21 protein-coding genes and 2 tRNA genes are annotated in these 20408 nt (G+C 72.2%); 4 read left to right on the top strand and 19 right to left on the bottom strand.

The window, feature by feature from the left end:
• Positions 1-95 precede the first annotated feature (95 nt).
• Positions 96-650, top strand: coding sequence for a PadR family transcriptional regulator (locus tag BJ959_RS00355; RefSeq protein ID WP_153982287.1), 555 nt, complete (start codon positions 96-98; stop codon positions 648-650).
• A gap of 41 nt (positions 651-691) precedes the next feature.
• On the opposite strand, the gene BJ959_RS00350 is transcribed toward BJ959_RS00355, so the two are convergent.
• The 6 genes from BJ959_RS00350 to BJ959_RS00325 form a co-directional block, all read right to left on the bottom strand.
• Positions 692-2329 carry a bifunctional 3'-5' exonuclease/DNA polymerase gene (locus tag BJ959_RS00350; protein WP_153982288.1) on the bottom strand — a complete coding sequence of 546 codons (1638 nt, stop codon included), beginning with the start codon at positions 2327-2329 and terminating at the stop codon, positions 692-694.
• A gap of 203 nt (positions 2330-2532) precedes the next feature.
• Positions 2533-3369, bottom strand: coding sequence for a DUF1684 domain-containing protein (locus tag BJ959_RS00345; RefSeq protein WP_153982289.1), 837 nt, complete (start codon positions 3367-3369; stop codon positions 2533-2535).
• Between the two features lie 68 nt (positions 3370-3437).
• Positions 3438-4214, bottom strand: a complete 777-nt coding sequence (locus BJ959_RS00340; protein WP_153982290.1) for a hypothetical protein — start codon at positions 4212-4214, stop codon at positions 3438-3440.
• Positions 4215-4247: 33 nt separating this feature from the next.
• Positions 4248-4321: transfer RNA gene (locus BJ959_RS00335), tRNA-Ile, on the bottom strand.
• An 86-nt stretch (positions 4322-4407) separates the two neighbouring features.
• Positions 4408-5640, bottom strand: coding sequence for a glycosyltransferase (locus BJ959_RS00330; protein WP_341799941.1), 1233 nt, complete (start codon positions 5638-5640; stop codon positions 4408-4410).
• Between the two features lie 121 nt (positions 5641-5761).
• On the bottom strand, positions 5762-6679 hold the full coding sequence (locus BJ959_RS00325; RefSeq protein WP_153982291.1) for a DMT family transporter: 918 nt from the start codon (positions 6677-6679) through the stop codon (positions 5762-5764).
• 40 nt (positions 6680-6719) lie between these two features.
• Between BJ959_RS00325 and def the strand changes: the two genes are divergently transcribed.
• Positions 6720-7286, top strand: coding sequence for a peptide deformylase (gene def, locus BJ959_RS00320; RefSeq protein ID WP_153982292.1), 567 nt, complete (start codon positions 6720-6722; stop codon positions 7284-7286).
• 29 nt (positions 7287-7315) lie between these two features.
• Here def and BJ959_RS00315 read toward each other — a convergent pair whose 3' ends face one another.
• The 10 genes from BJ959_RS00315 to dusB all read right to left on the bottom strand — a co-directional run bounded on the left by BJ959_RS00315 (position 7316) and on the right by dusB (position 16241).
• On the bottom strand, positions 7316-7627 hold the full coding sequence (locus BJ959_RS00315) for an AzlD domain-containing protein (protein WP_153982293.1): 312 nt from the start codon (positions 7625-7627) through the stop codon (positions 7316-7318).
• Complete coding sequence (locus BJ959_RS00310) at positions 7624-8340, bottom strand: AzlC family ABC transporter permease (RefSeq protein ID WP_153982294.1); 717 nt, start codon at positions 8338-8340, stop codon at positions 7624-7626. The genes BJ959_RS00315 and BJ959_RS00310 overlap by 4 nt, the downstream gene beginning before the upstream one ends.
• A complete protein-coding gene (locus BJ959_RS00305) occupies positions 8315-8740 on the bottom strand; it encodes a response regulator (protein ID WP_153982295.1) in 426 nt (141 codons plus the stop codon). Before BJ959_RS00305 ends, BJ959_RS00310 begins: the two co-directional genes overlap by 26 nt.
• Positions 8737-9669, bottom strand: coding sequence for an ATP-binding protein (locus BJ959_RS00300; protein ID WP_165879009.1), 933 nt, complete (start codon positions 9667-9669; stop codon positions 8737-8739). The genes BJ959_RS00305 and BJ959_RS00300 overlap by 4 nt, the downstream gene beginning before the upstream one ends.
• Positions 9670-9733: 64 nt before the next feature.
• Positions 9734-9809 (bottom strand) — tRNA-Asn (locus BJ959_RS00295).
• 99 nt (positions 9810-9908) lie between these two features.
• On the bottom strand, positions 9909-10958 hold the full coding sequence (locus tag BJ959_RS00290; RefSeq protein ID WP_341799942.1) for an NAD(P)-dependent oxidoreductase: 1050 nt from the start codon (positions 10956-10958) through the stop codon (positions 9909-9911).
• 35 nt (positions 10959-10993) lie between these two features.
• A complete protein-coding gene (locus BJ959_RS00285) occupies positions 10994-11797 on the bottom strand; it encodes an ATP-binding cassette domain-containing protein (RefSeq protein ID WP_207949208.1) in 804 nt (267 codons plus the stop codon).
• A 34-nt stretch (positions 11798-11831) separates the two neighbouring features.
• Positions 11832-13793 carry a DNA primase gene (gene dnaG / locus BJ959_RS00280; protein ID WP_153982297.1) on the bottom strand — a complete coding sequence of 654 codons (1962 nt, stop codon included), beginning with the start codon at positions 13791-13793 and terminating at the stop codon, positions 11832-11834.
• A 39-nt stretch (positions 13794-13832) separates the two neighbouring features.
• Positions 13833-15086, bottom strand: a complete 1254-nt coding sequence (locus BJ959_RS00275) for a deoxyguanosinetriphosphate triphosphohydrolase (protein WP_153982298.1) — start codon at positions 15084-15086, stop codon at positions 13833-13835.
• Between the two features lie 3 nt (positions 15087-15089).
• Positions 15090-16241: a tRNA dihydrouridine synthase DusB gene (gene dusB, locus BJ959_RS00270; protein ID WP_153982299.1), complete on the bottom strand. Its 1152-nt coding sequence runs from the start codon at positions 16239-16241 to the stop codon at positions 15090-15092.
• 79 nt (positions 16242-16320) lie between these two features.
• On the opposite strand from dusB, the gene BJ959_RS00265 reads away from it, so the two are divergent.
• Complete coding sequence (locus tag BJ959_RS00265) at positions 16321-16866, top strand: hypothetical protein (protein ID WP_153982300.1); 546 nt, start codon at positions 16321-16323, stop codon at positions 16864-16866.
• Between the two features lie 18 nt (positions 16867-16884).
• On the opposite strand, the gene BJ959_RS00260 is transcribed toward BJ959_RS00265, so the two are convergent.
• Positions 16885-17931 carry a Gfo/Idh/MocA family protein gene (locus BJ959_RS00260; protein ID WP_047564573.1) on the bottom strand — a complete coding sequence of 349 codons (1047 nt, stop codon included), beginning with the start codon at positions 17929-17931 and terminating at the stop codon, positions 16885-16887.
• 31 nt (positions 17932-17962) lie between these two features.
• On the opposite strand from BJ959_RS00260, the gene BJ959_RS00255 reads away from it, so the two are divergent.
• On the top strand, positions 17963-18445 hold the full coding sequence (locus tag BJ959_RS00255; RefSeq protein WP_153982301.1) for an aminoacyl-tRNA deacylase: 483 nt from the start codon (positions 17963-17965) through the stop codon (positions 18443-18445).
• A 230-nt stretch (positions 18446-18675) separates the two neighbouring features.
• On the opposite strand, the gene BJ959_RS00250 is transcribed toward BJ959_RS00255, so the two are convergent.
• Together BJ959_RS00250 and BJ959_RS00245 are read right to left on the bottom strand one after the other, a co-directional pair.
• Positions 18676-19350: a DsbA family protein gene (locus BJ959_RS00250; protein WP_153982302.1), complete on the bottom strand. Its 675-nt coding sequence runs from the start codon at positions 19348-19350 to the stop codon at positions 18676-18678.
• Between the two features lie 7 nt (positions 19351-19357).
• Entirely contained in the window at positions 19358-20362 is a 1005-nt protein-coding gene (locus BJ959_RS00245) for a PDDEXK family nuclease (RefSeq protein ID WP_153982303.1), read from the bottom strand.
• Positions 20363-20408: the final 46 nt, after the last annotated feature.

Below are 20408 nucleotides of genomic sequence, written 5' to 3'. Positions count from 1 at the left end.
AGATCGGGCCGGAATCACAAGGCTGTGATTCGAGAAGACGCGAGAACCTCGATTTCCGGCCTCCCGCGTATGCATACGCCGCATAGACTGCGGTCATGAGCCTCCGCCACTCGCTGCTCGCCGTGCTCACCCTCGGCCCCGCATACGGCTACCAGCTGCACGCCGAGGTGGTCGAGCGCACCCGCCGCGACGCCCCCCTGAACGTCGGCCAGGTCTACTCGACCCTCGACCGTCTGCGCCGCGACGGCCTCATCGAGGATGCGGGCAGCACACCCGACAACCTGCCCCTGTACGCCCTGACCGACGCCGGAGCGATCGAGGCGCGCATGCACCTCACCGAGCCCGACCTCGCCGACTGGCACGACATGGTCGAGCGTGTACTGCTGGCGCTGTCGCTGCCCGGGGACCACGTTCCGATGCTGGTGGGCAGCTACCGGCGGCTGTGGGCGCACCGCGGAGGAGCGAGCGACGAGGTCGGCGACCCCAGCGGCGGCGCCGCGCAGGCCGCTGCGCAGCACGCCGCACGCCTGCTGCAGGCCTCGGCCCACGCCTGGCTCGACGCGCTGCCGACCATCGAGCCGTGGGGCCTGCGCACCGACCGCCGGCGGCGCGGGAGGCGGGCGGCGGACGGCGCGCATCCGACGCCCTAGCAGGCACTGAGCCCGCACCCCGCGCTCGGAGCCCCGGCGCCCTACTTGGCGTCGCTGTAGCGCTGCACCGCCGCGACCGTGACCGGGAAGCTCACCGGCGCCGGTCCGAACAGCAGCCGCCCCGCCTCGGCCGCCGCCTCGCGCAGAGCCGTCTCGGCCCGCTCGACCTCCGCCTCGGGGCTGTGCACGATCAGCTCGTCGTGCACGAAGAAGACCAGGTGTGGCTGCGCGGCCAGCGGCCCCGCATCCGGGCTCCACAGTCGACGACGCACCCCCGCCAACCAGGCCAGCGCCCACTCGGCGGCCGTGCCCTGCACGACGAAGTTGCGCGTGAATCGCCCCCACGAGCGCGCCGCCGCTCGGGCCGCGCGCCGCTCAGCCTCCCCAACCGCATCAGTGGCGGACAGCGCCTGGCGCTCCCGCCACGATGCCGAGGGTGCCGGTGAAGTGCGTCCGAGCGCGGTGCGCACCCGCTCGCCCCGCTCCCCCGCGCGCGCCGCCGCCTCGACGAACCCCAGCGCACGAGGGAACGCGCGCTCGAGCCGCGGCAGCACCTGCGCGCTGACGCCGGTCGTGCCGCCGTACATCGCCCCGAGCATCCCGACCTTCGCCTGCTCGCGCGTCGCAACCGCGCCCGTCTCGACCATGCCCGTGTACAGGTCGACGCCTGCCCCGGCGCGGGCCATCGCAGCGTCGCCCGAGAGCGCGGCCAGGATGCGCGGCTCCAGCTGCGCGGCGTCCGCCACGACCAGGCGCCACCCCGGGTCGGCGACGATCGCCGGCCGCACCTGACGCGGCAACTGCAGCGCGCCGCCGCCATCGGAGGCCCAGCGGCCGGTGACGACGCCGCCCGGCACGAAGGTCGGACGGAAGCGCCCGTCGTGCACCCACTCCTCGAGCCAGTGCCAGCCGTTCGCACTGTGCAGGCGACTCAGCGTCTTGTAGTGAAGCAGCGGCGCGATCGCCGGATGGTCGAGCCGCTTCAGTTCGCCTGAGCGAGCGGAGTCGACCGCGAGCCCCGCGCGGCGTAGCATCGCGACGAGAGCGGGCGGCGAGTCGATCGGCACGGGGCCGAGGCCGAGCAGCCGCTCGACCTCGGCGGCGAGGGCGGTCAGCCGCGCGGGCCGCGCCCCCGGGGTGGGGCGGGGCCCCAGTGCCGCCGTGAGCAGGGCATCGTGCTCGGCGGCGCTCCACGGCAGGCCCGTGGCGTGCATCTCGGCGGCGGCGAGGGCTCCCGCCGACTCGGCGGCGAGCAGCAGGGTCAGCCGGACGGGATCGGCGTGCGCGGCGATCGCGGCCCGCTGCGCGTGCCACAGGGCGCCCGCGCTCGGCAGCGGCTGAGCATCCCGCCCCGCACGACCGGAGCCGGCCTCGTCGAGTTCGAAGAGAGTCTCGGAGCGTTCGCGGCGCGGCGCTCCCCAGTCAGCCAGCGGGGGTCGCCCGTCGATGCTCGCGAGAATCGCGTCGCTGAGGCGCAGATCATGGCAGCGTTCGACGCGCACACCCGCCGCGAGCAGGGGCGGGTACCACTGCGCGGTGTCGGTCCACACCCAGCGCGGATGCTCCGCCTCGCGCTCGGCGACCGCCGCGGCCAGCCCCTCTGCGGCGACGAGGGCCTCCCGGCCGTCATCGTCGATCAGGGCGACCCCCTCGGGGCGCCGCTCGACGACGATCTGCATGGTGCCCAGTCTGCCGCGGAGCGCCGACCTCACCGTCCCCCGCGGTTCCCGCCATCTCCACAATTCAGGAGAACCGCAGGTCGGAGAGGCCCGACACGCCGCGTGCCGTGTCCACGTGCGCGTAGTCCGCAGGCGACTCCTGAATTGTGGAGATGGCGGGGCGAGTCGGAGGCGGGAGCGGCGCGGCCGGGGCCGCGGGCCCGCTAGTGCAGCAGCGCCCCGTCGGCCGCGAGCACGTTCTTCTCGCCCGCCTCGATCCGGAACGGGAAGCGGTTCTGCTTCGGCGGCAGCGGGCAGTTGAAGGCGTAGCTGAAGGCGCAGGGCGGCAGTACGGCGTTGTTGAAGTCGAGGGTGATCGAACCGTCGGGGTTCGGGGCGATGAACAGGAACCGGCCGACGCTGTAGGTGTCGTCGCCGTTGGTCGCGTCGGCGAACACCAGTTGCAGGGCACGCCCCGACTTGAAGGCCGCGATGTCGTACTCGACCCCGTCGTGGGTGAAGCGGATCTCGCCGGGCACGACCTCGCCGCGGGTCTTGCCGTCGTCCTTCAGGTGCTCGAAGCCGACGACCGAGCCACCCTCGATCTCGCGGAAGGTACCGGTGATCACCCAGTCGGGGTTGTAGTCGAAGGCGTCGATGCCGCCGAAGTTCTGGATGCCCTCGCTCTGGGAGTCCCAGACGCGCAGCGCGTAGAGGCCGTCCTCGCCGGCGATCACAAAGCCCGTGGTGTGCTCGTCGAAGACGATGGTCGAGGGCTCGGGGTCGTCCTTTCCCCGCACCAGCACGGTGCCGTCGACCAGGTCGCCGTCGACGCGGATGCCCTCCGCGGCGGTCGCGGTCACCAGCAGTCCGCTCGTTCCGCTCGGCGCGGGAGCCCACGTGCCGGGCACGCCCCAGATCGTCTGCTCCTCGCCCACCCACTGCGTGTTGACCAGCGCGAGCGGGCCCTGCGGCTGCACGGCGGCGAGGGCGCGGCGCTCGCGGAACACGGCGTAGCGCTCGGCGGGAGTCTGCGGTGCGGTGGGAGCGGCGTCGGTCATGGGTCCATCCTTCCGGGTGCTCTGGGGGCAACCGGGCAGGGCGCGCGGGGATTCCCGCGGGCTCCGCCTCAGCCCCCGATCAGACCCAGCACGAGAACGGCGGCGGCAGGGATGCCCGCGAGCGCGGTCGCGACAACCACCCGCAGGCGTGCCGCCGCCTCGGGCGTCTGCGCGGCGCGGCCCGCGGGTCGCGCGACCGCCCACTCGGCGGCGGCCCAGGCGGCCGTCGCGGCGAGGACGACCAGCGTCACGACCCGCACGCCGGCGCTGGCGGGCGCACCGACGACGAGACCCGTCACCTGCACGAGGGCGACGACCCCCCATGGCACGATCGCGAGTGCCGTCAGGAAGGCGTAGGGCCACAGGTGCGCGCGTCCGGTGTCGGCGCGCTCGGCTCGGTCGGAGAGCCAGCCGAGCGTCGCGGAGCCGGCGGCGAGAGCGTAGAGGGCGACGATGGTCGCCGCTTCGTCCACGCCGTTGAGCAGCGCGACGATGACGATTGTGATGCCGAGCGACTGCGAGACCGCGACCCAGTGCAGCGTGGAGGCGACCTGCGCGGTCAGTGTTCCGCGCCACGCCCGGAATGCGGCGACCGCCACGACGACGCCCGCGACGGCCAGCACGCTCAGCATCGCCACCTCAGGACTGAAGGCGACCCTCGCCCCGAACACGAGACCGAACGCGCCGTCGCTCGTCACGGGCGGGTCGAAGACGACCCCGACGGAGAGCAACCCGATCCCCGCGGCTGCCGTGGCGACGAGGACGAGCGAGACCAGGAGCTGAACGGCAAGCACGACGCCGGCCGTCGCCAGCGTGCGGGCGGACGGAGCTGCGGGGCTGATCACGGCGGCCTCCTCGGTGACGGCGCGGTCGATGCGTAGGGCGGACGGGACTTGAACCCGTGACCGATGGATTATGAGTCCACTGCTCTAACCAGCTGAGCTACCGCCCCGCGACCCGCCGTCGTGCGACGGAACGCCCATTCACTCTATCGAGCAGTCATGATGCGGCCGGAAGCGGCCGACCGGCGTTCTCCGGTCAGGGAGCGACGGCGTCGAGGTCATCGACCGGGTCGACGACCTCCTCACCGCGGTACAGCGCCTCGAACGTGTCGAGCGTGCGGTTGATGTCGTGGCCCTGCACGATGCGGAGGCTCTCGCGCTTGAGCTCCAGCAGCTGGTCGTGGGGCATCGTGAACACCGTCGTGAGCAGGCTCGCGAACTCGTCAATGTTGCCGGGCTCGTAGAGGAAGCCGTTCTCACCGTGATGGATGAGGTGCGGGAGCGCCATGGCGTTCGCCCCGATGACCGGCAGGCCGGAGGCCATGGCCTCCATGGTGGCGATCGACTGCAGCTCGGCGCGCGAGGGGATCGCGAACACCGAAGCGCGGGTGAGCTGCTGCTTCAGATACGACTCGGGCGCGTGGCCGGCGAAGTGCACGCGATGCGAGATGCCCAGCTGGGCCGCGAGCTTCTCGAGAGCGGGGCGCTGCTCGCCATCGCCGATGATCTCGACCTTGACGTCGAGCGACTGGTCGACCCGCGCGGCCGCCCGCAGCAGCTCCTCGATGTGCTTCTCGGCCTCCACTCGCCCGATGAAGAGCACCACGTTCTCGGTGCGGGGCGCGAGGTTCGGCGTGTACTGGTCGATGTGCAGGCCGCAGCTGATCGGGTGCACATTGGTCAGCTCGGTGTACTTCTCGAGGTAGTCCGCCGCCTTGCGGGTGGGCGTCGTGACCGCCTCCGCGAGGCCGAAGGTGCGACCGGCGGCCTTCCAGGCGGCGCGCACGGCGGGCTCGCGCAGAGCGCCGATGAAGGGAGTGAACTGCAGGCCGTTCTCGGGCATGAAGTGGTTGGTTCCGATCACGCGGATGCCGCGCTTCACCGCCTCGCGGGCGAGACCGCGGCCGACCACGATGTGCGACTGGAAGTGCACGACGTCGGGCTTGACCGCATCGAGGATGCGGGCGGCGTTCTGCTCGATGCGCCAGGGCAGGGCGTAGCGCAGCCACGGGTGCGGGTACCAGCGCCAGGAGCGCAGGCGGTGCACGGTCATCGGCTGACCCTCGTGCTCCTCGGTGCGGGTGACGTTGGGGCCGGCCTCCGCGCCGGGCGCGACGATGTGCACCTCGTGACCGCGCTCGACGAGTCCGGCGGCGAGCCGCTCGGCGAACTTCGCGGCGCCGTTGACGTCGGGCGGGAAGGTGTCGGCACCGATCAGGATGCGCAGGGGCCGGCCGGGCGAGCCGCCGTCGTACGGGGCGTCAGACACAGTGGGGTGATCCTTGCTTCTCGATGGTGGGCGCTGCTCGACAATCGGGCGCGAGCGCGACGGGGACACGAGGAATACCGGGCTCTACGCTACCGCAGAGCGGGCATCCGCCGCCCGGGGCTCAGCGGTGGGTCTGCGGATGGTGCTTCGCCAGCTGGATCACCCCGAAGACGGCGAGGGCTCCCGCGGCGACCGCGACGACCGCGAACAGCGGCGGGATGAGAGCCGCCTCGCCGAGCACGATCACGCCGATGAGCACCGCGACGAGCGGGTCGACGACCGTGAGGCCCGCGATGACCAGATCGGGCGAGCCCACCGAGTAGGCGGTCTGGACGAAGTAGCTGCCGAGCGCGGCGGAGGCGAGCAGAGCGACGATGGCAAGCACCGTCAGCCATTCGAAGTTGCCGTTCAGGATGCGGTTGATGACGACCTTGGCGAGGGTGGCGACGAACCCGAACAGCACGCCGGCGCCCAGGATGTAGAACATCGCGCCGACGCTCCGACGGGCGAGCGCGAAGGCGACGCCGAACGCGGCGAGCGTGACCCCGAGGATGCCGAGGACGATCAGGAGCTGTCGCTCGGAGATCTCCTGCTCGATCGCGTACACGGCGGCGATGGCGACGAAGACGCCGACGCCGCCGACGCACATCACGATGGCACGGATCGCGGGACGCTCCAGACGGATGCGGGACACCCGTGCGTTGACGATCGCCGTGATGACGAGGGCGACAACGCCGAGCGGCTGCACGACGATCAGCGGCGCGAAGCCGAGGCTGGTGAGCTGGAAGAGGATCGCGAGCCCGAGCAGAACCGTGCCGAACAGCCACGACGGACGGGCCGCCAGGTGGAGCAGCTGGCGCATGCTGAGCCCCGCCTTGGTGCCGTCGCCGTGCGACAGCTCGACCCGCGCGACACCGCGGTGCTGCAGCTGGGCGCCGAGCGAGAGGAACACCGCTCCGATCAGGGCGATGGGGATGCCGATCGCCTGGTAGGGGGTGAGCGTGATCTGCTCGGTCAGGTCAGTCAGCTCGGGCGGCACGCGGTCAATCTACCCCGCGGGGCGTCGATATCCTGGCTGAATGGCCGTGCGTCCGATCTGCATCACCGGCGAGTCCGTTCTGCACCGCAGCGCCGCAGAGGTGGCGGTCATCGACGACGCCGTGCGCGCGCTCGTCGCCGACATGTTCGAGACCATGGAGGCGGCGCCCGGGGTCGGCCTCGCGGCCCCGCAGATCGGTGTCGACGCCCGCATCTTCGTCTACGACTGGACCGACGACGACGCCGTGCGCTGGCGGGGCGTGGCGATCAACCCCGAACTGCTGGTCAGTCCTCCCCCGGTCGGCGAGGCCGACGAGGAATACGACAGCGAGGGCTGCCTCTCGGTGCCGGGCGAGCGCTTTCCGCTGCTGCGCAGCGACCGCGCCCTGCTGCGGGCGGTCGACCTCGATGGCGAGCCGTACGAGATCGACGCGGTCGGCTGGCTGGCCCGCATCTTCCAGCACGAGAACGACCACCTCGACGGAGTGCTCTACGTCGACCGGCTCGCACACCCGCACGCGAAGGCGGCCCAGAAGGCCGTGCGCAAGCGCTCGTGGGGCTCACCCGGTCAGAGCTGGATGCCCGGCGTGGACGACCTCGAGGGCTGAGGCGCGCCCTCCGCCCCAGCGGGGTGTTCTCAGGCCCAGCCGAGCGCGCGCAGGCCCGCCGCCGTCGCCGCGGCCGCGATGATCACGAGGATGAACGGCACGCGCAGGGCGAACAACCCGGCCGCGACCGCCAGGGCCGGCAGCCGCGCGTCGATGACGATGCCCTGGCCCGCACCGACCGTCTGGACGACGATGAGCGCCGACAGCAGGGCGACCGTCATGAGCTCGGCCGTGCGGCTCGCCGTCGGCGTCTCGAGCACGCGGGGCGGCACCAAGTAGCCGAGGAGCTTCGTCGCCAGCACGAGGATCGACGCGAGCAGGATGATCTGCCAGACGGTCACGACGCCTCCCCCGCGTCGCGGCGGCGGTCGGCGAACAGGTTCGGGATGCCCACCGCGAGCGACACGAGGGCCGCGGCCAGCACCGGCACGCCCTGCGGCAGCACGGGCAGGAGCACGGCCGCGACCACCGCCGCTCCGACCGCGACGGCGATGGGCTGCAGAGCCCGCAGACGGGGCCAGATGAGGCCGAGGAAGGCCGCGCCAGCGGCCGCATCCAGCCCGAACTGCCGGACGTCGCCGAGCAGGTCGCCGAGAATGGCGCCCAGGAGCGTCATGAGGTTCCAGCCGAGGTAGATGATCGCCCCGGTCGCCCAGAAGCCGACGCGTTGCGCGGCGAGCGTGGGCTGGGCCGTGGCCACCGCCGTCGACTCGTCGATGGTGAGATGGCCAGCAACCAGACGCTTGGCGAATCCGGGGCCGATGATCGGCGAGACCCGGATCGCGTACAGGCCGTTGCGCAGGCCCAGCAGCGTGGCACCCGCGATGGCCGCCGGACCGGCCGCGGTGCCGCCGGTGGCCAGCACGCCGATGAGCGCGAACTGCGAGCCGCCGGAGAACATCACGAGGCTCAGCACGCAGGCCTGCCCGATGTCGAGACCGGAGGCCACCGCGAGCGCGCCGAACGACACGCCGTACGCCGAGACCGCCAGACCGACAGCGAGAGAGGCTCGCCAGGCGGCCCGGCGTTCAGTCTCGGCGCTCACCGAGGCCATCGCCGGAGGCGGCCGCCGCGCGGACGATCTCGAGGAGGGCATCCGGCTCGATGTCCTTGTAGACGACCGCGAAGACACCGGCGCGAGCCGCCTCGGCGACGTGGTCGTCGAGGTCGAGCGCCGTGGCGAGCACGATGCGCGGGGCGGGACCCTGCTGCCGGACCTCGGCGTCGCTGGTGATGCGCGCGCTGGCGGCGAGGCCGTTCACGCGCGGCATGTGGAGGTCCATCAGGACGACGTCGACGGGCTCGCGGCGCACGACCGCGAGCGCGCGGGCTCCGTCACCGACCTCCCCGACGACGGTGATGCCGGGCTGCGAGTCGAGGAGCATCCGCCAGCCCTCCCGTTGGGCGGGCGCGTCATCCGCGATCAGCACCCGCACGGCCGCGGCCGCGGTCACGAGCGCTCCCGCGGGGCTCCGGTCTGGCTGCGAAGGGCCGGGAAGACGACGGAGAGCGAGAAGCCGACACCGGGGACGGTCGTGGCCGTGAGGATGCCGCCGTAGAGCTCGGCACGCGATCGCATCTCGGTGATGCCGCGACCGGTGGGCTCGGCGGTCAGCGCCTTCAGGTCGTCGTCGATCGTGTAGCCGACTGCGGCGGGGTCGTTCGGGTCGAGGCCCTCGCGCCGCGCGGTGGCGCGGATGCCGTCGTCGTCGACCTTCACGTGGAGGCCGTCGGAACCCCAGGTGAAGGTGACGCGCGCGGTGGTGCCGGGGCCGCCGTAGCTCAGCGCGTTGGCCAGGGCCTCCTGCAGGATGCGGTAGATGGCGAGCTCGGCCCCCTGCTTGAGGTCGAACGAGTCGCCGAGCTCCTCGAACTCGACCTCGAGGCCGCTGTCGCGCATGACCGCGAACAGGTCACGCGTCGACTTCAGGCGCGGGTGCGGGGCCACGCTCGCCTCGCCCTCGCGCACGAGCCCCATGACGCGGCGGAGGTCGGCGAGCGTCGCGCGGGCCGACTCGGCGATGACCGCGGCGGCACGACCGGCCGCCGAGGGGTCGGCGGTCGCCGCGTAGCGGGCGCCGTCGGCCTGGCTGATGATCACGGAGAGAGCATGCACCGAGACCTCGTGGAGCTCGCGGATGACGCGCAGCCGACCGGTCTGCTCAGCGAGGGCGAGCTCGAGCTCGATGCGCTGACGCTCGGCCGCGGTGCGGTCGAAGGCGGTGCCCCGCGCCCGGCCGCGGGCCCGCAGCCACGCCACGAGTAGCACGACGACCAGCACCAGCAGCACGCCGGCGGCGACGATCAGGCCGATGCCGAGCGGCTGCAGGAGCACGGCCCCGAGCGGGTCGGTCTGCACAGCATTGCGGGCCTCGACCTGCACGGGGCTCCTCTCGGGGTGGCCGTTCATCGCACCCGGGCGACAAGGGCGCGTGCGGCGGGAGGTGTGGCTCCCCGACTTGGACTCGAACCAAGAACCTGCCGGTTAACAGCCGGCTGCTCTGCCAATTGAGCTATCGAGGATCGCTGAAACAGCACCTCTACGGTAGCAGAACTGGAGGGGCTCGATGCACCGCTGCACGACCCTCGCGCCGAGGTCGCGAGCTCCCGGCGCGGTCGGGCTCAGTACCCCAGAGCGGCGTCGACGATGCCGACCAGCGGCCCTCCGGCGAGGAACCCGCGCACGTTCTCGGTGATGCGGCCCGCCAGGAGCGGCGCGGTCATCTCGGGCGTGTCGGCCGAGTGCGAGGTGATGATGCAGCGCGGTTCTGCCCACAGCGGGTGGTCGGCCTCGAGCGGCTCCGGGGTCGTGACATCGAGGCCTGCGCCGAGCAGCCGCCCCTCGCGCAGCGCCGCGGCCAGCGCCAGCTGGTCGACGAGAGCACCGCGGGCGATGTTGACGAGCGCGGCCGTCGGCGGCAGCAGCGCCAGCTCCTCGGAGCCGATCAGTTGGCGCGTCTCGGAGGTCGCGGCCGCCGCGAGGATGAGCACGTCGGTGGTGGGGAGGGCGTTCGGGAGGGCATCCGTCGTCACCGTGCGATCGGCACCGGGCATCGGCTCGGCGCTGCGGCGCACGACGGTCGTCCGCACCCGGTACGGCTGCAGCAGGCGCAGGATCTCGGCCGCGATGCCGCCCGCGCCGACGATGGTGACGTGCCGCCCGTAGAGCGACAGACCGGTGCGCACCGGCGCCCATCCGGCGGCGCGGGCCTTCGGGCCGAGCTCGCGCAGCACCGCCTGGGCGAGCGTGACGGCGTGCTCGGCCACGGGCTCGGAGTAGGCGCCCTTGGCGCTCGTGAACACGGGCCCCGAGCCGTCGGCGTAGCGCTCAAGCACGCTCGCGAAGCCGTCGACCCCGGCCCAGGGCAGCTGCACCCAGCCGATCGCCGGGTGCGCGTCGAGGATCTCCAAGAGCTCGTCGGCGCGCTTCTCGCTCAGCCAGACGAGGCCGCGCGTGTCCGCGTCGAGCGGGGCCACCTCTCCCCCACCGGCCACCACCGCGGCGGTGAAGAACTCAGAAGCGGTCGGCAGCACGGCGATGCGGCCGGGCTCGACCGCGCGCGCGGGCTGGCGACCCTGCCCCGCGACGGGGTCGCGGTGCTGATCGGTCAGCGCGAACACGGCATCGGCGGCGAACGTCGCCGAGGCGGTCATGCGGTCGGGGTCGGTCACGGATGCTCCTTCCGGGCGCGGCCCGCTCCCGGTTTTCACGCGCGCGTGCGCGCGAGCTCGGCGAGGCGGTGGACGTACGGGTGCTGCGGGTCGTCGAGCACCGCGTCGACGGCGCCGAGCCCGACGATGCCGCCGCGGTGCAGCACGGCGAGCCGTTGCGCGAGCCGGCGCACCTCGCCGATCTCGCTGCTGACGACGAACGCGGTGAAGCCGCGCTGCCGCTGCACCTCGGCGAGGTGGTCGAGGATCATCCCGCGGACGGTCGCGTCGATGCCGGCGGTCGCCTCGTCGGCGACGAGCAGCTCAGGCTCGAGCACGAGGGCGCGCGCGATGGCGACCCGCTGCCGCTGCCCGCGGCTGAGCTCGTGCGGGAACTTCGGCATCGTCGCGAGGGTCAGGTGCATGGCATCGATCGCCTCCGCGGCGATGCCGCCGGCGGCCTTGCGCGAGAACTTCGGGTCGCGGAGGAAGAGCGGGAGGGCGACGTTCTCGGCGACCGTGAGGTGCGGGTCGAGCACGAGGCCGGCGTCCTGCGGAACGTAGCCGACGCGGAGGGCGAGCGCGTTGTCGCCCCGCCGGCCGAGGTGACGCACGTCAACGCCGAGCACCGCGAGCGCACCGCCGACGATCTCGACCCCGCGGTCGACGCTGCGGGAGGTGTAGCCCGCGATCGCGCGGGCGAGCGTGCTCTTGCCGCTGCCGGCGTCGCCGATCACCGCGAGCGTCTCGCCCGGGGCGATATCGAGGCTCAGCCCGGCGATGGCCGTGACGGGCGCGCGGCCGAGACCGGAGCGATACCGCAGCGTCAGATCGCGCGCGCACACTGCCGATTCGGTCACGCTCCCGAGCCTAGCCGGAGCGCGCGGAGGGCGGTCAGTCGCCGCGCACGCGGCGGCGCTCGGCCTCCAGCTCGACGAGCTCGCGCTGCAAAGTGCGGTGGCGCTCGGGCTCCGCCTCGGCATCGGTGCGCTGCAGCGCGCCGAGCAGCTCGGTCTTGCGGCGCAGCAGGTCGCGCTCGATGAGCGAGGTGGTGACGCCGCGGCAATACTCGGCCTCGAAACCCTCGCGCAGCGGCAGGGGCGCGATCGCGAGCTGCGTGACGAGCGGCTCGAAGGCGCTTGGCGCCTCCTCCGTGACCCGACGGGGCCAGTCGGCGGCACCGTAGGCCTCGAAGGCGGCGAGCATGGCGTCGCGAACGGTCGCCAGGGCTGGCTGCCCGAAGGCGGTGTGCAGCGAGCGCTCCGCGACCGTGCGGTCGATGTGATCGGGATGCTGCAGCAGGGCCATGAGCAGCTCGCGCTCGAGCCGCGTGACCGGGTCGTTGGGCAGCTGGGCGATCCCGATGGTCGGCACGGTCGCGTCGGCCATCGCCGCCGTGGCGTCCCCGGGCGGGATGCTCGAGGCACCCGCGGCCGCGGCCCCCGTCATCCCCCCAGGGCCGGCGACGCCGCCCGCCGGAGCCGCGCCCGGTGCGGAGGCCGCCCCCCGCCGACTCGTCGGAGCCGCGCGTCGCGCGGCCCGCACGGCGGCCGTGACCTCGGCGGGGTCGGTGCCGATCCAGCCGGCGAGCGTGCGGGCGTAGCCGATCGAGAGCGCCTCGTCGCGAATACCCGCGACGACCGGAGCGGTGGCCCGCAGGGCGGCGACCCGGCCCTCGACGGTCTCGAGGTCGTACAGCTCGAGCTGCCGACGGACCATGAACTCGTACATCGGCTTCTTGCCCTGGATCAGCAGCCGCACGGCGTCATCCCCGCGCTGGAGGCGCAGGTCGCAGGGGTCGAGGCCGTCGGGAGCGACGGCGACGAAGGTCTGCGCGGCGAACCGGTGCTCATCGGCGAAGGCCCGGCTCGCCGCCTTCTGACCGGCCTCGTCGGGGTCGAAGGTGAAGACCACCTCGCCCAGGCCGTGGGAGTCGCGGTTGTCGATGTCGCCCATGACGCGGCGGATGATCGTGATGTGGTCGCTGCCGAAGGCCGTGCCGCAGGTGGCCACCGCGGTCGTGACGCCCGCGAGGTGGCAGGCCATCACGTCGGTGTAGCCCTCCACCACGACGACCTGCTTGCCCTTCGCGATGTCGCGCTTCGCCAGGTCGAGTCCGTAGAGCACCTTCGACTTCGAGTAGACTGGGGTCTCGGGGGTGTTGAGGTACTTCGGCCCCTGGTCGGTCTCGAGCAGCTTGCGCGCGCCGAAGCCGAGGGTCTGCCCGGTGACGTCCTTGATCGGCCAGATCAGCCGCCCGCGGAACCGGTCGTAGGGCGAGCGATCGCCCTGCCCCTGCAGCCCGGCGGCGAGGATCTCCTCCGCCGTGAAGCCGAGCCCCCGCAGGTGCGCACCGAGCACGTCGTAGGCGTTGGGCGCGTAGCCGATCGAGAAGCGCTCGGCGGCCGCGGCATCGAAGCCGCGCTCGCCGAGGAACCGGCGGGCCGGCTCCGCCTCGGGGCTCGAGAGCTGGGCGCGGAAGAACTGCTCGGCAGCAGCGTTGGCGGCGAGCAGCCGGCTGCGGTTGCCCTGATCGGCTGCCTGCCCGCCGTCCTCGTAGTGCAGGGTGTAGCCGATGCGGGCGGCGAGCCGCTCGACCGCCTCCTGGAAGGTGATGTGGTCCATCTTCTGCAGGAAGGAGTAGACGTCGCCGCCCTCGCCGCAGCCGAAGCAGTGGTAGAAGCCGACCTGCGGACGCACGTGGAAGCTCGGGCTGCGCTCGTCGTGGAAAGGGCACAGCCCCTTCATCGACCCGACGCCGGCGCTCTTCAGGGCGACGTAGTCGCCGACGATGTCGGCCAGATTCGTGCGCGACCGGACCTCATCGATGTCGCTTCGTCGAATGAGGCCTGCCACAGGCCCGATTCTAGGCGCGGGGCGCTGAGGGTCGGACCGTCACGCGACGAGCCGCTCGTGCCAGCTCATCGCCCCCTGGTCGGTGAGGGACGCCACCTGGTCGACGATGACCCGCTTGCGGGCGACGTCGCTCGGCGCGGCGACGAAGTCGTCCGCGAAGGCGCGGTCGAGAGCGGACGGCCCGGCGGCCCACAGCGCGTCGGCGAGCTCGACCAGCAGCGCGCGCTGCCGGGCGTAGATCGGCTGCCGCGCGTTCGTCGACATGACATTGGCGGCCACGATGCCCTTCAGCACGGCGATCTCGGCCTGGGTCGCGCGCGGGACGACCACCTGGCCGCCGAAGCGCGCGAGCGGAGCATCCGGATGCGCCGCCCTCGTGGCGTGCACGGCCTCGTGGGCGAACCGGCCGATGAGCGAGCTCGTGAGGTTCTTCAGTCGGGCGAGGTCACTCCGCGAGCCGTCCCAGCTGTCGAGCCAGGCATCGAGGTGATCGAGGCGGTCGAACGCGGCGATGAGCTCGTCGTGGCTGATCTCGCCGCCGATCCACTCGAACATCGCGTCGACGAGCTCGTCATGGTTCACGCGGGCGCCCAGCGCGGGCACATCGAGGTAGCCGCTCACGATCGCGTCCTCGAAGTCGTGCACGCTGTAGGCGATGTCGTCGCTGAGGTCCATGACCTGCGCCTCGATGCAGCGCACGCGGTCGGGGGCGTCGGCGCGCATCCACTCGAAGGCGGCCGCGTCGTCGTCGTAGAAGCCGAACTTGCTGCGCCCGCTCGGGTCGGGGATTCCCTGGGCCTGCGGCCAGGGGTACTTCGTGCTCGCGTCGAGGCTCGCGCGCGTGAGATTCAGCCCGTAGCTGCGGCCGTCGGGGCCGAGCACCTTCGGCTCGATGCGGGTCAGCAGGCGCAGCGTCTGCGCGTTGCCCTCGAAGCCGCCGATGTCGCGGGCCCAGTCGTTGAGGGCGCGCTCGCCGTTGTGCCCGAACGGCGGGTGGCCGAGATCGTGGGCGAGGCATGCCGTGTCGACGACATCGGGGTCGAGGCCGAGGCTCGCGGCGAGCTCGCGGCCCACCTGGGCCACCTCGAGCGAGTGCGTGAGGCGGTTGCGCGCGAAGTCGAGTCCCGCGGTCGGGCTCAGCACCTGCGTCTTCGCGGCGAGGCGGCGCAGGGCGCTCGAGTGCAGCAGGCGTCCGCGGTCGCGGGCGAAGTCGCTGCGGCGGCTGGAATGCTCCTCGGGCAGCCAGCGCTCGGTGTCGGCCGGCGTGTAGCCGGGCGTGAGGTGATCGTGCACGCGCTACCCGCCCGAGTGGTGCAGCTCGGCGGCGGTGACTTCGGCGCGGCTCGCGCCGGTCAGCTCGCGGCTCTCGAGCCAGCGATCGGGCAGGGCGGGCTTCTTCGGCCTGCCGGCACGGCCGCGCTGGCCCTCGGCCGGGGCGCCCGGGTACGGCTCGTCGCGGTCGAGCTCGCCGAGCAGGTCGTCCATCTGCTGCAGGCTCTCCACGGCCGCGAGCTTCGCGCGCAGCTCGCCCCCGACCGGGTAGCCCTTGAAGTACCACGCGACGTGCTTGCGGATGTCGCGGCAGGCCTTCGTCTCGTCGTCGAAGAATTCAACCAGCAGCTCGGCGTGCCGGCGGAAGGCGTCGCCCACCTCGCCGAGGCTCGGCATGGCCTTGTGCTGCTCACCCCGGAAGGCGGCCGCCAGATCGCCGAACAGCCACGGGCGGCCGAGGCACCCGCGCCCGACGACGATTCCGTCGCAGCCCGACTGCTCGACCATGCGCAGGGCATCCTCCGCCGACCAGATGTCGCCGTTGCCGAGCACCGGGATGCTGCTGATGGTCGCCTTCAGGGTGCCGATGGCGTCCCAGTCGGCGTTTCCGCTGTAGAAGTCGGCAGCGGTGCGCGCGTGCAGGGCGACGGCGGCGACGCCCGCCCCCTCCGCGGCACGAGCCGCCTCGAGGTAGGTGAGGTGGTCGGCGTCGATGCCCTTGCGCATCTTCACCGTCACGGGGATGTCGCCCGCGGCCTTCACGGTCGCCTCGACGATGCGGCGGAAGTGCTCGAGCTTCCACGGCAGGGCGGCTCCCCCGCCCTTCTTCGTGACCTTCGGCACCGGGCATCCGAAGTTCATGTCGATGTGGTCGGTCAGCCCCTCGCCGACGAGGAACCGCGCCGCCTCGCCCGCCGTCACCGGGTCGACGCTGTACAGCTGGATGCTGCGCGGCGTCTCGCTCTCGTGGTGGCGGATCAGCCGGAGGCTCTCGGGCGTGCGCTCGACGAGCGCGCGGCTCGTGATCATCTCGCTCACGTAGAGCCCCGCGCCGTACTCGCGGCACAGCCGCCGGAACGCCGTGTTCGTGATCCCCGCCATCGGCGCGAGCACGACCGGCACGCTCAGCGGGATCGGGCCGATGCTGAGCGGTGCGGGCAGGGTGGCGGTCGACATGGTGCTTCTAGTCTCCCAGGTCGTGCTGTAGGGGCGTAACAACCGCGATGAGCATGGGTTCGTGCGAGATACTGCCCCTATGGCGACAGACTCCCTTGCGGTGCTGGGGTTCTGTGACATCCCGATGCAGCGGCACTGGGGCGAAGAGCCGGCTGAGTTCCGCTCGCCCTCGATCGATGACGTTCCCTTGCGGGACGTCCTTGCCCCCCTGCACGCCACGCGGCACAGAGAAGAACTGGACATCGCGTGCCCCTTGACCAGCTTGTTCGAGCCCCCTGAGCAAGTTGCGTGGTTGACCTCTCTCACGGGCGGGCCATCTCTCACGGTGCTCGAGCCGGGCCGCACTGCTATCGCTTACTGTCCACAGTGCTTCAGCGACACCGATGGATGGGTTCTGGCCTGTCGAATACGCACGACCGACACGACAGTCACGTGGGACCGCTTCGGAATCGACAACGACTCCGACAACTTCGGGCGGTACGGGAAGCCTGGTCGTACAACCGCGCCGCCGAGCGGGTGGTTCGAAGAGTGCTTCAGCGGCGAATTCGCGATTGTGTTCGACCGAGCTCAGTATGAAAGTGCCGTCGCCACCGAAGTCTCCCGACTCACGTCATCCACCCCCTAGAGGCGGTGTCGCGTTCGGTCAGCGCGGGTTCAGGGCGTGGGCCTGCTCGATGATGCGGACCGTCTCGAGCGCGTGGCGGGCATCCACCGGCACCGGGGCGCCGTCGCGGATGCTCGCCGCGACCTGCGCGTAGAAGTCGGGATAGGCGCCCTGCTCGGTGGGCACGGGCACGAGCGGCTGCTCGCCGTTGTCGACGCCGAGCAGGCCCCACTGGGCCTTCGGCGTCTCGCCGTACCCGTCGGAGCCGGGCCAGCGGCCGACCTTGAGGTCGGGCTCCTGCCCGTCGAGGCCGTAGACCGTGTAGCCGCTCGCGTCACCGAGCACGCGGAAACGCGGGCCGCTCTGCGCAGCGACGCGGCTCATCGTGAGGTGGCTGCGCACGCCGCTCTCGTGCCGCAGCGAGACGAACGCGTCGTCCTCGCTGCCGAGGCCGTCGCGCACCGCGCGCAGCTCGGCCACCTCGAGGGTCGCGGGGCCGAAGAGCGTGAGCGCCTGGTCGATGAGGTGGCTGCCGAGGTCGAAGAGGATGCCGCCGCCCTGCGCGGGGCTGATCTGCCCCTGCCACTGGTCGCGCTTGGGCGCCCCGAATCGCTCGAAGGTCGACTCGAAGCGGTGCACGGTGCCGAGTGCGCCGCTCTCGACGAGCGTGCGCACCGTGCGGAAGTCGCCGTCCCACCGACGGTTCTGGAACACCGTCAGCGGGCGCTGCGCGGCCTCCGCCGCGGCGATGATCGCCTCCGCGTCGGCTACCGTCGGCACGAACGGCTTGTCGATCACGACGGCCGCCCCGGCCTCGAGCGCCGCGACCGCCTGCTCACGATGAACGTGCGGCGGTGACGCGAGCACGACAAGGTCGAGGTCGGCGGCCTGCGCGAGAAGGGCATCCGTGCTCATGATCGCCGCGTCGGGGTGCGCGGCCGTGGCCTGCGCGGCACGCTCCGGGTCGCCGGTCGCGATCGCGCTGATCGTGAACGCCGGATTCGTGGCGAGGAACGGAGCGTGGAACACGCGTCCCGCGAGCCCGAAGCCGATGATGCCGGTGCGGAGGGGGGCGCCGTTGGTCATGGGCTCAGCCTAGGGCGCGCACAATGGAGGCATGACGCAGGGTGGACGGGAGCGGGTGGCGGCCGATGCGGCGGCCCGCGGGCTCACGGTCGAATTCATCGAACGGATGCGGGCGAGCTCGCTCGAGGAGGCCGCGTCGCTGCTCGGCATCACCCCGGCTGACATCGTGAAGTCGTTGGTCGTCAAGCGCAGCGACGGCACGTTCCTCTTCGCGCTGATTCCCGGCGACCGGCAGATCGCGTGGCCGAAGCTGCGGGCGCTCGTCGGTGTGAACAAGCTGCAGCTGCCCTCGCCGGAAGCGGCGCTCGAGGCGACGGGCTACGAGCGGGGAACGATCACTCCCCTGGGCTCGACGACCGCCTGGCCCGTGTATGCCGACGCCGGAATGGTCGGGCGGCGCGTCTCGATGGGCGCGGGCGAGCACGGCTACTCGCTGTTCGTGCAGGCCGACGAGCTCATCGCGGCGCTCGGCGCCGTCGTCGCCGACATCAGCGAGCCGGTCGCCCCGCGCTGAGTCCTCGCTCGCCTGACCCCCGCTCGTCTCCACAATTCAGGAGACGAGCGAGCGGGCAGAGCTGCGGGAGCGCTCTCACGGCGTGTCGAGCACCCGCGGCGACCGCTACTCCTGAATTGCGGAGGCAACGGGCGCGGGGGCAGCGCCGGGGACCAGGCAGGCGTCGCCCTGGCAGGCCTCGGCGGCGGGGTCGCCGAGCATGGCGAAGGGCTGGGGCGCCGCATCCGTTGTCATGAGGCGTCGGCCCCGACGGCGTCGCGCTCGGCGGCGGCCTGCTGCAGGGCGGCCAGGAAGCTCGCGGACTCCTGGGCACCCGAGATGCCGTACTTCGCGTCGATGACGAAGAACGGCACGCCCTGGATGCCGTACGCGACGGCTTGCGCCATGTCGGCCTTCACGTCGGGCAGGTAGGTGTGCTCGGCGAGCGCGGCCGCGGCAGCCTCACGGTCGAGCCCGACCTCGGCGGCGAGCTCGGCCAACTCGTCGGCTCGGCCGATGTGGCGCCCCTCGGTGAAGTAGGCGCGGAGCAGACGCTCCTTGAGCTCACCCTGCTTGTCGTGCGCCTTCGCGAAGTGCAGCAGCTCGTGCGCGAGCACGGTGTTCGTCTGGTGGATGCGGTCGTAGTGGTACTCGAGCCCCACACTCGCGGCGATGCTGCTCACGCGGTCGACCATTTGCTGCGCCTGCTCAGGGCTGATGCCCTTGCGCTGGCTGAGGTAGTCGATCGGCGTGCCCTCGAAGTCGACGGGCGTGTCGGGCGCGAGCTCGAAGCTGCGGTAGGTGACGGTGACGTCGCCGCCACGCTGGCGGAACTCGTCGACGGCGGCCTCGAACTTCCGCTTGCCGATGTAGCACCAGGGGCACTGCACGTCGGACCAGATCTGCACGTCGATGGGGTTGCTCACGCTGAGGTCAACGTGCGGGCGCCTCCCGTATTCCTTCCGCACGTCTCCACAATTCAGGATTCGGCCCGCTCACGAGGCCCGGTGGAGGGCTCTCCGCGCGTGTCGCGGGGCGTCCGACCTGGGCAACTCCTGAATTGTGGAGATAGACGAGGATGCCGCGCTCGTGCAGCGCGCGCACCACGGCTTGCTCGACCCGGGGCCAGCGGGTGTAGACCTGCCGAGCGCTCGGGCGGAGAGCGTGCAGCCCTGCGGCGGTGATGTCGAGATCGCGAGCGCGATCGGACTCGAACGTCTCGCGGTGATGCTCGTCACCATCGACCTCGAGCGCGACAGTGCCCTCGATCACGAGGTCGATGCGCTCGACGGTGTCGCGGAACCCCTGCTGGGGTTGCACGTCGAGCCCCGCCGCACGGAGGCGCGTTCGCGCCAGACTCTCGGGCAGAGAGTCGGCGTTGTCGGTGCTCGCCCCCATGAGCCAGCGAAGCTCGCCCAACCGCTCACCGAGCTGTACCAGACCGATCCGGTCGAGCCGACCCGTGTGGCGCGCCCAGTCGAGCACGGCAATCGCCTGCTCGACGGACTCATCGCGGCAGACGCGCTCGAGAACGTCGAGCAGAGGAACGATGGCCGTCGACGAACCCCGATCGTGCGCGGGGGCGACCCAGTGGACGACGACGCCGTCCGGGAGAGCATCCGCCCGCCTGAGATCGCGCCGCCACTGCGTGCGCAATCGGGAAGCGTTGGTGGCGACCGCGACATGCAGCGGGTGGCGGCCGAGCACCCAGCCGCCGAGAGCGGCCACCGCGCTGATGCCGGTGAGCCGCCCACCGACGCGCATCGCGCGGAAGCGCGGATCGTCCTCCGGCCAGGTCGAGTACCAGCCGCGACGGGGACGGTTCAGCGCTCCGGCGCGGAGGGCGCGCCGAAGGTCGTGATCGGTGGCGCCCAGCTCGTGCAGCCGGCGTCGGTCGAGGGCGCCGCCGCAACGGGCGACCAGGGCAGCAGCATCCATCGGCGCAGAATGCCCGGCCCACGCTCGCCCTGCGCCGACGCGCACG

Source organism: Microcella frigidaquae (assembly GCF_014200395.1).
Lineage (GTDB): Bacteria > Actinomycetota > Actinomycetes > Actinomycetales > Microbacteriaceae > Microcella > Microcella frigidaquae.
This window is presented reverse-complemented; position numbering and strand designations above follow the sequence as displayed.

Bases quoted from the DNA above. Each gene is read 5' to 3' on its own strand.
- BJ959_RS00260 (WP_047564573.1), bottom strand. From the start codon at position 17,931: ATGACCAACGGCGCCCCCCTCCGCACCGGCATCATCGGCTTCGGGCTC.
- dusB (WP_153982299.1), bottom strand. From the start codon at position 16,241: ATGTCGACCGCCACCCTGCCCGCACCGCTCAGCATCGGCCCGATCCCG.
- def (WP_153982292.1), top strand. From the start codon at position 6,720: ATGGCCGTGCGTCCGATCTGCATCACCGGCGAGTCCGTTCTGCACCGC.
- BJ959_RS00255 (WP_153982301.1), top strand. From the start codon at position 17,963: ATGACGCAGGGTGGACGGGAGCGGGTGGCGGCCGATGCGGCGGCCCGC.
- BJ959_RS00355 (WP_153982287.1), top strand. From the start codon at position 96: ATGAGCCTCCGCCACTCGCTGCTCGCCGTGCTCACCCTCGGCCCCGCA.
- BJ959_RS00265 (WP_153982300.1), top strand. From the start codon at position 16,321: ATGGCGACAGACTCCCTTGCGGTGCTGGGGTTCTGTGACATCCCGATG.
- BJ959_RS00345 (WP_153982289.1), bottom strand. From the start codon at position 3,369: ATGACCGACGCCGCTCCCACCGCACCGCAGACTCCCGCCGAGCGCTAC.
- BJ959_RS00245 (WP_153982303.1), bottom strand. From the start codon at position 20,362: ATGGATGCTGCTGCCCTGGTCGCCCGTTGCGGCGGCGCCCTCGACCGA.
- BJ959_RS00310 (WP_153982294.1), bottom strand. From the start codon at position 8,340: ATGGCCTCGGTGAGCGCCGAGACTGAACGCCGGGCCGCCTGGCGAGCC.
- BJ959_RS00350 (WP_153982288.1), bottom strand. From the start codon at position 2,329: ATGCAGATCGTCGTCGAGCGGCGCCCCGAGGGGGTCGCCCTGATCGAC.